Annotated in this window: 15 protein-coding genes; all 15 read right to left on the bottom strand. The window is 47.8% G+C overall.

Annotation, left to right across the window (positions count from 1 at the left end; translation table 11 throughout):
* Nucleotides 1-5: 5 nt before the first annotated feature.
* On the bottom strand, nt 6-602 hold the full coding sequence (locus T360_RS0104685; protein WP_028911749.1) for an IMP cyclohydrolase: 597 nt from the start codon (nt 600-602) through the stop codon (nt 6-8).
* Between the two features lie 145 nt (nt 603-747).
* On the bottom strand, nt 748-1,266 hold the full coding sequence (locus T360_RS0104690) for a hypothetical protein (protein WP_028911750.1): 519 nt from the start codon (nt 1,264-1,266) through the stop codon (nt 748-750).
* 7 nt (nt 1,267-1,273) lie between these two features.
* Nucleotides 1,274-2,311, bottom strand: a complete 1,038-nt coding sequence (gene asnA / locus T360_RS0104695; protein WP_028911751.1) for an aspartate--ammonia ligase — start codon at nt 2,309-2,311, stop codon at nt 1,274-1,276.
* A gap of 201 nt (nt 2,312-2,512) precedes the next feature.
* Nucleotides 2,513-3,058, bottom strand: a complete 546-nt coding sequence (locus tag T360_RS0104700; protein ID WP_369793492.1) for an outer membrane beta-barrel protein — start codon at nt 3,056-3,058, stop codon at nt 2,513-2,515.
* Nucleotides 3,059-3,307: 249 nt separating this feature from the next.
* Complete coding sequence (locus tag T360_RS0104705) at nt 3,308-4,735, bottom strand: NADH-quinone oxidoreductase subunit N (RefSeq protein WP_028911753.1); 1,428 nt, start codon at nt 4,733-4,735, stop codon at nt 3,308-3,310.
* A 19-nt stretch (nt 4,736-4,754) separates the two neighbouring features.
* On the bottom strand, nt 4,755-6,275 hold the full coding sequence (locus tag T360_RS0104710) for a NuoM family protein (RefSeq protein WP_028911754.1): 1,521 nt from the start codon (nt 6,273-6,275) through the stop codon (nt 4,755-4,757).
* Nucleotides 6,276-6,279: 4 nt separating this feature from the next.
* The gene (gene nuoL / locus T360_RS0104715) at nt 6,280-8,265 is read right to left on the bottom strand and encodes an NADH-quinone oxidoreductase subunit L (protein WP_028911755.1); all 1,986 of its coding nucleotides are present in this window, start codon (nt 8,263-8,265) and stop codon (nt 6,280-6,282) included.
* A 32-nt stretch (nt 8,266-8,297) separates the two neighbouring features.
* Nucleotides 8,298-8,606 carry an NADH-quinone oxidoreductase subunit NuoK gene (gene nuoK, locus T360_RS0104720; RefSeq protein WP_028903150.1) on the bottom strand — a complete coding sequence of 103 codons (309 nt, stop codon included), beginning with the start codon at nt 8,604-8,606 and terminating at the stop codon, nt 8,298-8,300.
* On the bottom strand, nt 8,603-9,118 hold the full coding sequence (locus tag T360_RS0104725; protein ID WP_013065044.1) for an NADH-quinone oxidoreductase subunit J: 516 nt from the start codon (nt 9,116-9,118) through the stop codon (nt 8,603-8,605). Before T360_RS0104725 ends, nuoK begins: the two co-directional genes overlap by 4 nt.
* Before the next feature lie 6 nt (nt 9,119-9,124).
* Nucleotides 9,125-9,670, bottom strand: a complete 546-nt coding sequence (locus tag T360_RS0104730) for a 4Fe-4S dicluster domain-containing protein (RefSeq protein WP_013064037.1) — start codon at nt 9,668-9,670, stop codon at nt 9,125-9,127.
* A gap of 9 nt (nt 9,671-9,679) precedes the next feature.
* A complete protein-coding gene (nuoH, locus tag T360_RS0104735) occupies nt 9,680-10,768 on the bottom strand; it encodes an NADH-quinone oxidoreductase subunit NuoH (protein ID WP_013064661.1) in 1,089 nt (362 codons plus the stop codon).
* Between the two features lie 39 nt (nt 10,769-10,807).
* The gene (locus tag T360_RS0104740; protein ID WP_028911756.1) at nt 10,808-12,373 is read right to left on the bottom strand and encodes an NADH-quinone oxidoreductase subunit C; all 1,566 of its coding nucleotides are present in this window, start codon (nt 12,371-12,373) and stop codon (nt 10,808-10,810) included.
* Nucleotides 12,370-13,083 carry an NADH-quinone oxidoreductase subunit B gene (locus T360_RS0104745; RefSeq protein ID WP_028911757.1) on the bottom strand — a complete coding sequence of 238 codons (714 nt, stop codon included), beginning with the start codon at nt 13,081-13,083 and terminating at the stop codon, nt 12,370-12,372. Before T360_RS0104745 ends, T360_RS0104740 begins: the two co-directional genes overlap by 4 nt.
* A complete protein-coding gene (locus tag T360_RS0104750; RefSeq protein ID WP_028908178.1) occupies nt 13,074-13,424 on the bottom strand; it encodes an NADH-quinone oxidoreductase subunit A in 351 nt (116 codons plus the stop codon). Before T360_RS0104750 ends, T360_RS0104745 begins: the two co-directional genes overlap by 10 nt.
* 54 nt (nt 13,425-13,478) lie before the next feature.
* Nucleotides 13,479-14,990 carry an alkaline phosphatase family protein gene (locus T360_RS0104755; protein ID WP_028911758.1) on the bottom strand — a complete coding sequence of 504 codons (1,512 nt, stop codon included), beginning with the start codon at nt 14,988-14,990 and terminating at the stop codon, nt 13,479-13,481.
* Between the last annotated feature and the right edge of the window lie 53 nt (nt 14,991-15,043).

Raw genomic sequence — 15,043 nt, forward strand, 5'->3', positions numbered from 1 at the left:
ATTCTTTATTTTTTCTCAAACCAAGCGTTGATAGCTGTATCATAATGGCTGCTAACGCCAAAGGCACGGGTAGCAAACATACGACGATCCTCAATATCAGTCTGAGCACCCTTCTTATTCAGGATATCAAGCAATACTGAATACTCAGCCTTGCTAGGCACGATAACCACATCCTTAAAGTTCTTGGCTCCAGCACGAATGAGCGAAATACCACCGATATCAATTTTCTCAATGATATCTGCCTCATCGGCACCACTGGCAACAGTCTGCTCAAATGGATAAAGATCTACAATAACAAGGTCAATCTCAGGAATCTCGTACTGCTTCATCTGCTCAATATCACCGGCGTTCTCACGACGAGCCAATATGCCACCAAACACTTTTGGATGCAAGGTTTTTACGCGACCACCAAGAATAGATGGATAAGTTGTTACGTCTTCAACCTTCTGGCACTCATAGCCAAGCGATTCAATAAACTGCTGTGTTCCACCTGTTGACAGAAATTTCACGCCCTCAGCATTCAATTTCTTCAAAAGTTCGTCCAGTCCATCCTTGTGGAAAACAGATACCAATGCGGTTTTAATTTTCTTAATTTCAGCCATTTTTTATCCTTATAACGTTATAAAATTAATGCATTCTTAGCCACAACGCGGCTTTTCGGCCGCAAAGGTACAAAAAGAAAACGGATTAACCTTCATTTCTGAACGAAATTTTAGATTAATCCGTGTTAAAAATATGATAGGTCAATTATTTCAGCGTAAAATTCTTTACCCATTCCTTCATCGGCTCTACAGCTTGACTGTGTTCGGGGTTATAACGAAGTAACACAGTTACTAAACGGATGGTATCGTCTTCAAGAACCTTGCCGTAGTAGTCCCAATCTTCGTCAGATCCTTCTTGAATACTATAGTCATCACCTACTTCCACCAAGTCGGCCCCCATGGCCAACATAATCTGACTGGCGGGGTGCCCAGTTCCTGACAAAGAATCTACCATCACCGAGATTGACATCTCGTCGGCCATAAAAACCTCTTGAGCAGGCTCGTGCGGCAATTCTTGACGATAAAAGAACGAAGGATAATTGATGTCTAGACCAAGCTTGTCGCTATGATATTTCAACAGATCCCACTGCCCCATGCGGATAGTCATACTATCATCACTCGATAGCTCAAAACCGCTGTATATCTGGGGTTGTCTTTTTCCACCACAAGCCCCTAAAATCAACAATATCAGTCCAACAACTACGAACGACTTAACTAACCGCATTTCTCCTCTAAATCAAGTTCATGCCCAACTTTTTGCATTGCTTGCGCATATCATCTGGCCAAATAGAAGCCTGAATTTCACCGATATGGCCTTTATGCAACAATACCATACAAAGACGACTTTGACCGATACCGCCACCTATTGAAAGCGGCAACTTATCATTAAGCAACTGTTGGTGGAAGTAAAGCTGTTCGCGTTCTTCTTTGCCCTCCAACTTCAGCTGGCGCACCAAACTCTCCTTATCCACACGAATACCCATGCTCGACAGTTCGAACGAACGCCCAAGCACAGGGTACCATATCAGTATATCACCATTCAGTCCTGCACGACCATCTTCAGCTATGGTACTCCAGTCATCATAGTCAGGAGCACGTCCGTCGTGTTTCTCGCCATTGCTCAGCTTGCCACCTATACCAATCACAAACACGGCACCATACTTCTCACAGATAGCATCCTCGCGCTCTTTCGGAGTTTTATCGGGATACATCTGAAGCAGTTCCTCAGCATGCACGAAGTGTATTTTTTCAGGCAGGAAAGGCTTTATTTGCGGATAAGTTTCACAGGTAAGATACTCTGTACGACGGATGGCTGCATAGATACGCTCTACAATATTCTTCAAAAATACCAAGTTACGGTCTTCAGACTTAATTACAGCCTCCCAATCCCACTGATCAACATAAAGAGAGTGCAGGTTATCAAGCTCCTCGTCGGCACGAATCGCATTCATATCGGTATATATGCCATAACCAGGTTCAATCTTATATTCTGCCAAGCTCAAACGCTTCCATTTGGCCAAAGAATGAACCACTTCGGCTTTAGCATCTCCCAAATCCTTAATCGGGAAGCTTACTGGACGCTCCACTCCATTCAGATCGTCGTTAATACCTAAACCTTTCAATACAAACAGAGGTGCAGTTACACGGCGTAGTCTCAGTTCGGTAGAGAGGTTTTGCTGAAAGAAATCTTTTATCAGTTTGATACCCTGTTCCGTCTGCTTCATATCTAGCAGAGGTTCATACATAACAGGTTTAATTACTTGTCCCATTTTTTATTCGTATTATTTTTGTGTGCAAAGATACACATTTTTATCAATTTTGCAAGCAAAAATGCACTTATTTTTGCAAAATGAAATAAAATCATTGACTTTTACTAACAATTTGCTTTATAGACAATAAAAAAAAGAGGCAGTCACCATCACGGCGCCTGCCCCCCTTCATTATCAAAAAATTAATGGACTGATAGTTCTTTAGAAGTTCAAATACAGACCGAAGGTGAGGTTGTTGCCATCAAGATCGAGTCCAAACTTACTAATATTGTTGTCATCACCATCAGGATTGAGGGTATCATAGCCCAAAAATCCGAAGTGAGATACGAAGCTAACTTTATCCGAAAGAGCTACAGACAGACCTGGCTTGAAACCTACTTGCACCTCAGTCCAGTCGGCATCAGAAGCGGTAGTAAAACCAAGACCACCATCAACAAAGAAATTCACCTTACCGCACTTAGCAAAAGTATAACGGGCATAAGGAGCAAAACTGAAAGCGCTCTCGCTCACGCCAGCCACGCCCTGCCATTTATCGCTCTCATAACCAATAACGGTACCTACTGCCCAAGAGTCGTTAATATTGTAGCCAATTTCTGGCAAAATCTTAAATGTAGTCTCGCTACGGTCACCAGCATTCTTCTGGCTGTTCCATGCGTTAATACCAAAACTTCCTCCTACATAAACTTGTGCACTCATAGCTGTAGCAACGAAAGCAGCAGCAAGAGTCATAACAATCTTTTTCATCATACTAATTTTAACCTTTAAATCAAACATTGTCATTAATGCAGTGCAAAGGTAACCATAAAAACCCAGATACCCGAATGGGTTTCCTTTCTATTTACATATTTTAAAAGATTTATTGATTAATATCATTAAATCGATATTAATTAGGACTATATCGAAAAACATGCATGATATATGAAAAAGAAAAGCTCCGATTACTTTTTCAGCAATCGGAGCCAGTCCATAAATATTCTATTCAAAAAGAAATAGCGACTAAATGGTTGCTGCAGCTATCCACTCATACACACAACTTGCCACACCGAAGAGGGCGATACCTGCAGTACAGATGGCCAGGGCAGCCTTGGTATTCACATCACTCTGGAATGCAGGCAGAGGTGCATCGGTCTTAGTGATGTACATAGCCTTCACAATGAGCAGATAGTAGTAAAGTGACACGACGGTGTTGACAAGGGCAATAAACACAACACCATAAGCCATAGGCTCACCATTCTGCACACCAGCCATGAACACAAAGAACTTTGAGAACATACCTGCAAACGGAGGAATACCAGCCAACGAGAACAGAGCCAGTGTCATAAGGAAGCTCAGCTTGGGGTTGGTCTGATAGAATCCGTTATAGGCAGCCATGTCGGTACGACCACCATTGTTCTGCTCAACCACATTAATCACAGTAAACACAGCCATGTTAGCAACGATGTAAACCAGTACATAGTAAGTCAGTGCAGAAACGCCTAACTCACCATTGCCAACAACCGCCAGCATGATGTAACCAGCCTGCGAGATAGAGCTGAACGCCATGAAGCGCTTCAACTCGTTCTGACGGATGGCAAACAGGTTAGCCACGGTGATTGAGAGTACAATCACGATATACAGCATGTAATCCCAGTACTCAACCATAGGCGCGAAGGCCTTCATCAAGATGGTGCACAGTGTGATAGCGGCAGCACCCTTAGAGATTACGCTCAGGTAACCGGTAACAGGTGTAGGCGCACCCTGATAGGTATCGGCAGTCCAGAAGTGGAAAGGCACCAACGAAATCTTAAAGCCCAGACCACTGAAGAAGAATACCAGACCCATGATGCACAAGGGCGAGTTAGATACTGCAGCACAAACATCATCGAAGTACAGGGTACCTGTAGCAGCGTAGATGAACGAGATACCGAACAGCATCACACCACTCGAGAAAGTAGCTACCAGGATATACTTGGCAGCACCCTCGGCACTCTCCTTACGATGGCGATCGAAAGCCACCATACAAGCCAGGGGCACTGAAGCCATCTCCAAGCCCAGGAAGAACATCAGGAATGAACCGCTTGACATCATCACAAACATACCCAACAGAGTGCTGATAATCAGCATATAGAACTCGCCTGTGAGTTTGCTATTCTTTTCAACCCAAGGTGTAGCCATCACCACAACAATGAGCGAACCAAAAGCTAAGATAGCCTTCATCACATTGATGGCTGCCGAGGTAACATAGATACCACCAAAAGCCTGCGAAGGCTCGCTAGTAGCACTTACAACAGCAGTGCCTGCCATGAGCAGAGCCACTAAAGCACTCATGGTTTTTGTGCGATCGGTGCCACAGCTTGGGCAGCAGAAGTCGGCACAGAAGACAATCAACAGAGATACCACTAAGGCAAACTCTGGAACCATATTCAGAAAATCACTATAATTCATATCTTAAGTCCTCCTATTTTTACATGACACCAATTGACTCCAAAATAGTACCTGCGGCAGGCGAGATCATATCACTTACCCAGAATGGGAAGCTACCTAGACCAGCTACGCAGAAAATCAGGCAGATAACAGCCACGCGCTCATCCCATGTTGCATCGGTGAGCTCCAGGAAGTGCTTGTTCTCTACCTCGCCATACAGAATCTTACCAACCACACGCAGGATGTAAACAGCTGTTACAACAATCGACATACAAGCGATGATGGTAGCCACCATGCGGAACGAGGCGTTGGGGTCGCCACTCAGTGGGTGTGCACCAAACGAACCTACAAAGATGGTCATCTCGGCAATGAATCCAGAGAAACCAGGCAATCCGAGGTTAGCCAAACCGGCAATCACATAACCTACAGCCAGGAAAGGCATAATCTTCATCAGTCCAGCCAGCTCGCGGATGTCACGGGTATGTGTACGACCATAGATCATACCGATGAGGGCAAAGAACAGGGCTGTCATCAGTCCGTGTGAGAGCATCTGCAGTACAGCACCTGTCACAGCAGTCTGACTCATCATCAGCAGAGCAAACAGTACCAGTCCACAGTGCGAAACCGAAGAGTAAGCATTGATATACTTCAGGTCGGTCTGTACACAGGCTGAGAGTGCACCGTAAACTACCGAGATAGTAGTGAGGATGAGGAAGATCCACGAGAGATCCTGAGCAGCCTCAGGGAGCAGGTACATAGCTACACGGAAGCAGCCGTAACCTCCCAGCTTCATCAGTACACCAGCGTGCAGCATTGATACTGCTGTAGGGGCCGAAGCATGACCATCGGGGCTCCATGTATGGAATGGGAACAGCGCACCCAGCACACCGAATCCGATGAAGATGAATGGGAAGAAGATGTTCTGGATATGACCAGGAATGCAGTGGTTAGCAGCAATCGTGGTCAGCTCGAAGGTGTAGTTGCCGCTGTAGATACCGTTAAAGTAGTAGATACCCAGCAGACCAAGGATCAGCAGAGCCGAGCCTCCCATCAGCATCAGGGTCAGCTTCATGGCCGAGTACTCCTTGCGACCCGAACCCCATACACCAATCAGCAGGTACATAGGAATCAGAGCCACCTCGTAGAACATAAACATAGTAAACAGGTCGGTAGAGATAAAGAAGCCATACACACCTGTAGAGAGCAGGGTGAACCACAGGAAGTACTCCTTAGTAAGTGGCTTCAGCTGCCATGAGGCAAAGGTTCCTGTAAACACGATGATACTAGAAAGCAGCAACATCACGACAGAAATACCATCAACACCAACACTGTAAGCGATATTCAGCGGTTTGAACCAAGGCGTGCTATAAGTAAGTAGCATCTCGGCAGTATTACCAGCCGCACGCTCCTGAATAAAGTAGATGGTTAACCAAACAGAGAGGGCCAACAGACACGAAGCTCCCGTTACCATCACACCACGCACCTGATTCACGTTCTTGGCCAGCCAAAGGCCCACCAGCATTAGAGCTGGAATTATTACGAAAATACTTAATATACTCATATCTTTAGATGCATAAAAGGATTAATGTCAGGGCCACAGAACCCGTAATGAACCATACGGCATACTGGCGCACATCGCCACTCTGCCAACCACGGATGCTCTCACCAGCCTCGTTAGCACCCCACGCCATAAAGTTGAAAGTGCCATCCACAACGTGACGATCGAACCAGGCGATAGGTGTAGAAACCAAACGGAAGATGATGCGATGCGTCACAAACTGCCAGATCTCATCCTGATAGAAACGCTTGTAGGCAGCGCGATGCAAACGTGGGAATGTCGCATACAGACGATCGGCAATAGGCTGCTGCTCACCCTTATAGATATAGGTAGCCAGACAGATGCTCAGAATGGCAATTACCGTAGAAGTAGCAGCGATCTGAGTATTGAAGTGGATAGTGTAGTCGGTACCAGCAGCACTCACATAGCTACCGAACGAACCACCCCATCCAGCAAAACCACCGATCGTGGTGTAAACACCAACGCCAACGGTAATCACACAGAGTACGATCAAGGGGATGGTCATAGTCAGAGGAGCCTCATGTGGTGTATGATGCGCATGTGCCTCCTTATTCTCAGTACCCCAGAAGATGCCGTAGTACAGACGGAACATGTAGAAGGCAGTCATGGCAGCGATACCCGTCATAATCCAACCAACCACCGGACTGTACTCCATGCAGGCTGTGATAATCTCATCCTTTGAGCTGAAGCCCGAGAAGAAGGGGATACCAGCGATAGCCAGGCACGAAATCAGAAAGGTGATATGGGTGATAGGCATATACTTGCGCAAGCCACCCATCAGCGCCATCTCATTGCTGTGAACAGCGTGGATGATACATCCGGCACCCAGGAACAGGCAAGCCTTGAACATAGCGTGAGTAAACAGGTGGAACATACCAGCCATATAACCCAGCTGTGCGTGGTTGTCGAGTACAGCACCATGATGACCAGGCAACGATACACCCAGAGCAACCATCATAAAAGCAATCTGCGAGATGGTTGAGAAGGCCAGCACACGCTTGATATCACTCTGGGCACAAGCCACAGCAGCAGCATAGAAAGCGGTAAACACACCCACCCAAACCACGATGCTCATAGCCTGAGGTGCATACTCTATCCAAAGTGGGAACATACGTGCGATCTGGAACACACCAGCTACAACCATGGTAGCTGCGTGAATCAGTGCAGATACTGGTGTAGGACCCTCCATGGCATCTGGCAGCCAGATGTGCAGTGGGAACATAGCACTCTTACCAGCACCACCGATAAACATCAGTACCAATGCAGTAGGAATGATGAAACCACCAGCGGCAACAGCCTTAGCCAAGTTACCCTCGATGAAAGGTGTTGTACCCTGGCCCATCACGATATCGCCAGCAAACGAGAAACTGAACGAGTCGACGAAGTAACCGAAGGTCAGGATACCTACGAGGAAGAACATATCGGCAAAACGTGTCACGATGAATGCCTTCTTCGAAGCAGCGATAGCTGGCTTCAAAGGATAGTAGAAACCAATCAGCAGGTACGAACTAACACCTACCAACTCCCAGAACATATACATCTGGAAGATGTTGGTAGCCAACACCAAACCTAACATCGACATGGTGAACAGTGACAGGAAAGCGTAGTAACGCTGGAATCCTTTCTCACCGTGCATATAGCCGAACGAGTAGATATGAACCATCAGCGAAACGGTTGAGATCACGATCAGCATCATCACGCTGATAGGATCCAACAGGATACCGAGGTCGAAATGCAGATTGCCCAATGGCAACCATGTGAAGTTATACGGAACAAAAGTCTGATACACACCATCTACACGATCCATTCCAAAATACTGGAAGGCAGTGAGGTAAGAGAGTATCGTAACCAATCCCAACGAGCAGGTGCCGATGAGTCCGGCCACCTTATGCTGCATCTTCATGCCAGCCAGTCCAAGAACGATGAACGACAGCAGTGGCAGAAGCATGATAAAAATTGTATATTCAAACATAAATCTTCAATTTTTCAATTATCAATTTACTACTATCGTTTCATATTCTTGATAGCCTCAACACTATCACTCTTGAACTTGCGATACACATTGATGATGATAGCGATAGCCACAGCACTCTCAGCCGCAGCCACACCAATCACGAAGAGTGTCATGAACATACCCTCCATACCGTTTGGATAGAGCAAGCGGTTGATAGCGGCAAAGTTGATATCCACGGCGTTCAGCACCAGCTCAACCGAGATGAGCATGGCAATCAGGTTGCGACGCGTGGTAAAACCATACACACCGATAAAGAATAACAGGGCACTCAGTGCGAAATAACATTCTACTGGAATCATGCTTTATCCTCCTTTCTTGCTACAACCAAGCCACCGATGATACATGCCAGCAGGAATACTGAGATGAACTCGAAAGGCAGTACATACTGATATTTACCCGAACCAACGAGAGCAGTACCAATCTCCTTCATAGGTACCTCTACGCCGGCAATCTCCTGTGTATAGAAACCAGTCTTAAGCAGAATCAGGCCTACTACCACCAGTCCGGCCAGGGCGGCCAGGGCGCCAGTAATCATCTTGCTACTCTTAACTCGCTCCTCCAAACCCTGAAGTGTGCGCTTGCTTACCAACTGGATGGCAAACACATAGATCATCGTAACGCCACCGGCATATACGCTAATCTGAGCGGCTCCAAGGAAGGTGTAATCCAGCAGGAAGTAGATACCTGCCACACCAAAGAGCACAAACAACATGAATGTTGCGGCTCGCATAATCTTCGTCGTGGTCACACACATCAGTGCCGAAGCAATGATGAATACCGCGAGAATGATAAACATAACTGTATTACCCATAATGCGTTACTTGGTTTTAGTGTTAAACTTACCGACCTGCCATTCGGCACCACCCTCAATCAGGTTAGGCAGAGAGCCACCAGCGTAAACCTCCTCGTTCAGGTGCAGCACCAGACGAGAGCGGTCGAACACAGCGTTCTCAAAGTCGTTTGTAAACTCGATGGCGTCAAAGTTGCAGGCGTTGGTACACAACTGGCAGAACATACAGTCGCCCAGGTCGTACGCATAATCGTCCAGCACCTTCTTTTTCTTTCCTGTCTCAGGATCCTCAGCCATGTGGGCAGTAATCTTGATGGTTCCGTTAGGACAGGCCTTTTCGCACAATGTGCAAGCGGTACACTTGTAGCTGCCATCCTCGTTGCGCTTAAAGGTCAAGCGACCACGGTGACGCTTTGATACGTGCAGTGTAGTCTTGCGGTTTTCGGGATACTGCTCTGTCGACTTATTGGTGAAGAAATCCTTGAAATACTCCTTCCAAGTAATCTTCATACCTGTAGCCAAAGTCTTCAGGCCGTGTCCGATTTCTCCGAAATATGTTTTGTTATCTTCCATTGCTATACCTTATTTAATATATAGGCCCAGGGCCACAACAACAGTCATAATTACCAGGTTGATAAGTCCCAGAGGCATCAAGTACTTCCACTCCAGCTTCAGGATCTGGTCGATACGCAAACGTGGGAAAGTCCACTTCACCCACATCAGCAACCAAACCACCAGCAGGGTCTTGCCAAAGAACCATACGATACCGGGGATGTAGTTCATCACGGTATCAAAGGCGTCCACACCAATGTTGATAGGCGCCCAACCACCCAGGAATACAGCCGAAGCCAGTCCAGCGATGATAAAGAGGTTCAGGAACTCAGCCAGATAGAAGAAACCGAAGCCCATACCCGAGTACTCAGTGTGGTGTCCGGCAGTCAGCTCACTCTCAGCCTCAGCCATATCAAACGGACCACGGTTAGCCTCGGCATTACCAGCAATCAGGAATACCACAAAGGCGATGATAGCAGGGATATGACCCTGGAAAATCAACCACTTAAAGGCACCTGTCTGAGCCTCTACGATACCACTCATCTGCATGGTACCTGTCAGGATCACAGCGGTAATCAGACAGAGGCAGAGCGACATCTCGTACGAGATCATCTGAACAGCAGCACGCATGGCCGAAACCACCGAGTACTTGTTGTTCGAACCCCAACCAGCCAGGAAGATACCTACCACACCAATCGATGAGATAGCAGTTACCAGGAAGATACCTACATTAAAGTCAAGCACTTGGGCACCATTGTTCCAAGGCAGGAAGCTGAAGGTTCCTACCGAAGCAATGATCACCAGCAAAGGAGCCACTGCATAGAGCAGCTTATCTGCGCGATCCACGAAGAAGATCTCCTTGACGAGCATCTTCAGTACATCGGCAAAAATCTGCAGGGTACCGTGGAAACCTACACGGGTAGGTCCCAGTCGGCACTGGAAATAAGCGCATACCCAGCGCTCCATCATAATCATCAGCATGGCAATCAGCGCATATCCAGCCAGGATACCAGCGCCAACCAGCACGCACTCAATCAATATCGACCAGAAATCTCCCAAGCCAAGTGTATCGCGCAGGAGAGCGTCGAACCATGTTGTAAATATAGAAAAGTCGAACATAATCTTTACTTTTTACATTATTACATTTTTACATTTCGACTATCTGTCGATATCAGGAATTACAACGTCAATGGCAGCACAGGTGGCAATCAGGTCGGCAATCTTCTGACCACGCAGCATGGGGTCGAAAGCACCAACCAGCGAGAGACCCATTGGACGCATCTTCATGCGGTATGGACTCTTGTCGCCACGCGAGTCGAGATAAACACCAAACTCACCAGCCACACCCTCAACCGAGTAGTACCACTGACCCTCGGGCACCTTGATGATTGGCTTCTGCTTCACGTAGAAGTCACCCTCAGGGATATTGTCGATGAGCTGCTCGATAATGTTCAAGCTCTGGTACATCTCGTTGATATGAACCAGGTAGCGGTCCATAGAGTCACAACCAGTCAGTGTGCACTGCTCCCACTCTACCTTGTCGTACATATCATATGGGTGGTTCTTACGCACATCGCTCTTCCAACCCGAAGCACGTCCGGCAGGACCAGTTACTGCATACGAGATACAGTCCTCCAGGCTCATGGGTCCGCACTTCTCCAGTCGGTTGTGAGTAATCACGTTATCACCAAACACATCCATATACTCCTTGATCATGGGGCGCAGGTACTTCACCAGTGCCTTCACGTTCGATACAAAGTTAGGATCGATATCATCCTGCAGTCCACCTATTCTATAATAGTTCTGAATCAGGCGTCCACCGGTGGTCTCCTCCATGCAGTTCAGCACATGCTCACGATCGCGCATACCATACAGGAAGGCAGTCAGAGCACCCAGGTCCTGAGCCACACACGAGGTGTACAGCAGGTGACTGTCCAAACGCTGCAGCTCATCCATAATGGTACGGATGTACTTGATACGGTCGGTCAGCTCAACCTCCATGGCCTCCTCAATCACACCTACCAATGCATGACGATGCTGCATGGCACCCAGGTAGTTCAGTCGGTCGGTCAGAGCCAGTGTCTGAGGATAGGTCATACCCTCCCACATCTTCTCGATACCACGATGAATATAACCAAAGTGAGGATAGATGCGCTTCACGGTCTCACCGTCCAGCACAGTCTGCAAACGCAGCACACCGTGGGTAGCAGGGTGCTGGGGACCGATGTTAATCACATAGTCGTCGGCCTCAAACAGCTTGTTCTGCTTGCACTGCAGCTTACCGTCCTTATCCAGATAGTACTCCAGACCGTAGTCGGGCTCTACATCATCCTCCAGGGTGTACTTATCGTTAAACTCCCAGTCCTTACGGAAGGGGTGACCCTTAAAGTCGGTACGCAGAAACAGGCGACGCATATCCTTATGACCCAGGAACACGATACCGAAGAAATCGTAAACCTCGCGCTCCAGCAGGTCGGCCACCTTCCAGATATCTGATACAGTAGGGATATAAGGCGTGTCATTCTGAGTCTGGGCCAGCTGCTTCACAGCGCAACGCTCGTGGGTGTTGGTATTCTCAAGGATATACACACAACCCAGACCTTCTTCACCACCAAAATCCTCACCTACAATAGTTACAAGATAGTCAAAGCCTTTCTTGCTCTTCAAGTTCAGCATCTCCGAGGCGAACTTCTCAAAGTCGAATGATAAAAATTCTAATTTCATGCCTTGTCCTCCCCGTTCTTTAATTCTTCTACAAACTCCTGTGGAACATCTGTTACCACGATAGGCTCGCGGCGATGATCACCCAGGTTGTTACGGAATGTCAACTCCTCGTTCGATACACCCAGCTCGCGCTCCTCAGCGTTCTGTTTGTGGTTAGCACCTCCAAAGAATTTCTCTACCTTCACCTTACGCTGCAGCTGCATCATACCATACATGATGGCCTCTGGACGTGGGGGACAGCCAGGGATGAACACATCCACGGGCACAATCTCCTCGATACCCTTTACCACATGGTAGCTCGACTTGAAAGGACCACCGCTGATGGCGCATCCACCAACAGCTACCACATACTTAGGCTCAGCCATCTGGTCGTACAAACGCTTCAGGGCTGGGGCCATCTTGTGGGTGATGGTACCTGCACACATAATCAGGTCGGCCTGTCGTGGTGAGTTACGTGTTACCTCGAAACCAAATCGGGCAAAGTCGTAACGTGAGCAACCACATGCCATAAACTCAATACCACAGCACGATGTAGCAAAGGTGAGCGACCACAGTGAGTTACTACGTCCCCAGTTAATCAACTGGTCGAGCGAACCTGTCACCACGTTCACGCCACCCTCATGCAGCTCGTCGATAATCTTCTCCAACGACTCGTTGTCGTTCCACTCCTCGTAAGGAATGCTCTTGATGTGGGGCTTTCTTACTTCCATTCTAAGTCTCCTTTCCGCCAGGCATAAGCCAAGCCTAATACCAGAACTACTAAGAAGAAGCCGATGCTAAGCAGAGCCATTGCGCCGAACTCCTTCACTACCACAGCCCATGGATACAGAAACACCGTTTCCACATCGAACATGAGGAACAAGATGGCAAAGAGATAGAAACCTACCGAAACAGGCAACCATGAGCTGCCGCGGGTAGGAATACCGCTCTCATACGGCTCACCCTTGACCTTTGCGTAGGACCTTGGTCCCAACAGCTTGGCCATCACGTAAGCCGCTACCACCAATGTAATAGCCGTCACCAAGACGGTAATTAACAAAGTAAAGTTCATAAAAAGCTAACTATAATTATTTATTAATGTTTTAATTATTCCATTATCAAGTAGTTACTCACCCATCACCTCTGTAATAGGCTCACCCACACAGGCGTTTGGCTGCTGTATGTGCAGCTTGTGGCACACCGTTGGGGCAATGTCGGTAATGTGTACCTCTCTGCTGGTTTCGCCGTGCTTCACCTTCCAGCCATAGAACAGCAGGGGGATATGGGCATCGTAGGGGTTCCACTCACCATGAGTGGTACCGATGGGCGACGAGCCCTTGCCAAATCCATACCAACCAGGCTCCAGCATAAAGATGATATCACCCGAACGATCGTGATGATACCCCTTCAGGGCACGTTCTTTCAGCATCTCTGGCACGGGAGCTGTGGCAGCCTTCTTGAAATCAAAGGCGAAAGCAACATGTGGTGTCTTCAGCAACTCCTCTACCACCACCTCGCGCACTTTCTCCTCGTCGAGTCCCTGCTCACGGATAGCCTCCTTGTCCAGTACCAGTCGGTAATCCAAACAGTCTTTGATAATATTCTTTGTCAGATGCAGACGCTCTTGCAAACGCTTGGCAGCCTCGCCACCATACAGTTCGTCGAACATAAACGCGCCTCCACCTAGATGGTGGTCCTCCATGAACTTAAAGTTATGCGCAGCGCCATGGTCGGCAGTCAGGAATACCAGGTAGTTACCCTCGCCCACCTGCTCGTCGAAAGCCTTCAGCAGTTTGGCGATATCCTTATCCAGCTCCAGGTAAGCCTCGTCGGTATGTGTTCCACGCGTGCCGAACTCATGTCCGATCACATCCGTCTGCGAGAAGCTCACGCACAGCATGTCGGTAACCTCACCCTTACCAAGCTGTTCGCCTTTTAAAGCAGCAATGGCCATATCAGCAGTGATATGACCACACAATGGATACAGTCCGACGTTCTTACCTACCTTCTGTAGCTCTTTGTTTTTCTTCAACTGGGCGTTATACTCCTTGGCCCATTTAGGCAGTTCCTGCATATACCAGGTACTGCTGATAAACTGTCCGGCCTTGGTATCAATCCAGTAGGCAGCATTGGCACTTCGTCCGGCAGGCAGAATGGCAGCGCGGTCTTTGTAGCTCACGCCAATCACCTTCGACTTGAAGTCGGTATGCAGGCGCAACTGGTCGCCAATGGTCGTGGCCAACAGGTTGACAGGCGACGAAGCCTTCACCTTGTCCGAGCCAACGGTCTTCACGTCGTGATCCTCGCAACTCTCAATCTTCACGCCGTTCTTGTAAAAAGCATTACCGCAGATACCATGAAAAGCAGGTGTTGTTCCCGTGTAAGCACTGGTATGTCCGATGGCAGTTACAGTGGGCAGATAATTAATCAGGCAGTTATCACACGAGTATCCTTGATTGATGAGTCGTTTCAGTCCATTTTCCTGATACTGGTTGTAATACCTGCCGAGATAATCCCAACGCATCTGATCTACTACGATTCCTACCACGAGCTTAGGGCGCTCGTTAAACTGCGTTTGCGCCTGACTGTCAACAACATAGCACAACGCCAATGCAACGAATAGTATCAATCTTTTCATAATTGGTTGCAAAGGTAAGAAAAATCCGCCAAAGTTCCAAATTCTCTGGCGGA

This window comes from Prevotella sp. MA2016, assembly GCF_000619825.1.
Taxonomy (GTDB): domain Bacteria; phylum Bacteroidota; class Bacteroidia; order Bacteroidales; family Bacteroidaceae; genus Prevotella.

Excerpts from the sequence above, each read along its gene's own strand:
- T360_RS0104685 (WP_028911749.1), bottom strand. The coding sequence starts at position 602 with ATGGCTGAAATTAAGAAAATTAAAACCGCATTGGTATCTGTTTTCCAC.
- T360_RS0104690 (WP_028911750.1), bottom strand. The coding sequence starts at position 1,266 with ATGCGGTTAGTTAAGTCGTTCGTAGTTGTTGGACTGATATTGTTGATT.
- asnA (WP_028911751.1), bottom strand. The coding sequence starts at position 2,311 with ATGGGACAAGTAATTAAACCTGTTATGTATGAACCTCTGCTAGATATG.
- T360_RS0104700 (WP_369793492.1), bottom strand. The coding sequence starts at position 3,058 with ATGATGAAAAAGATTGTTATGACTCTTGCTGCTGCTTTCGTTGCTACA.
- T360_RS0104705 (WP_028911753.1), bottom strand. The coding sequence starts at position 4,735 with ATGAATTATAGTGATTTTCTGAATATGGTTCCAGAGTTTGCCTTAGTG.
- T360_RS0104710 (WP_028911754.1), bottom strand. The coding sequence starts at position 6,275 with ATGAGTATATTAAGTATTTTCGTAATAATTCCAGCTCTAATGCTGGTG.
- nuoL (WP_028911755.1), bottom strand. The coding sequence starts at position 8,265 with ATGTTTGAATATACAATTTTTATCATGCTTCTGCCACTGCTGTCGTTC.
- nuoK (WP_028903150.1), bottom strand. The coding sequence starts at position 8,606 with ATGATTCCAGTAGAATGTTATTTCGCACTGAGTGCCCTGTTATTCTTT.
- T360_RS0104725 (WP_013065044.1), bottom strand. The coding sequence starts at position 9,118 with ATGGGTAATACAGTTATGTTTATCATTCTCGCGGTATTCATCATTGCT.
- T360_RS0104730 (WP_013064037.1), bottom strand. The coding sequence starts at position 9,670 with ATGGAAGATAACAAAACATATTTCGGAGAAATCGGACACGGCCTGAAG.
- nuoH (WP_013064661.1), bottom strand. The coding sequence starts at position 10,768 with ATGTTCGACTTTTCTATATTTACAACATGGTTCGACGCTCTCCTGCGC.
- T360_RS0104740 (WP_028911756.1), bottom strand. The coding sequence starts at position 12,373 with ATGAAATTAGAATTTTTATCATTCGACTTTGAGAAGTTCGCCTCGGAG.
- T360_RS0104745 (WP_028911757.1), bottom strand. The coding sequence starts at position 13,083 with ATGGAAGTAAGAAAGCCCCACATCAAGAGCATTCCTTACGAGGAGTGG.
- T360_RS0104750 (WP_028908178.1), bottom strand. The coding sequence starts at position 13,424 with ATGAACTTTACTTTGTTAATTACCGTCTTGGTGACGGCTATTACATTG.
- T360_RS0104755 (WP_028911758.1), bottom strand. The coding sequence starts at position 14,990 with ATGAAAAGATTGATACTATTCGTTGCATTGGCGTTGTGCTATGTTGTT.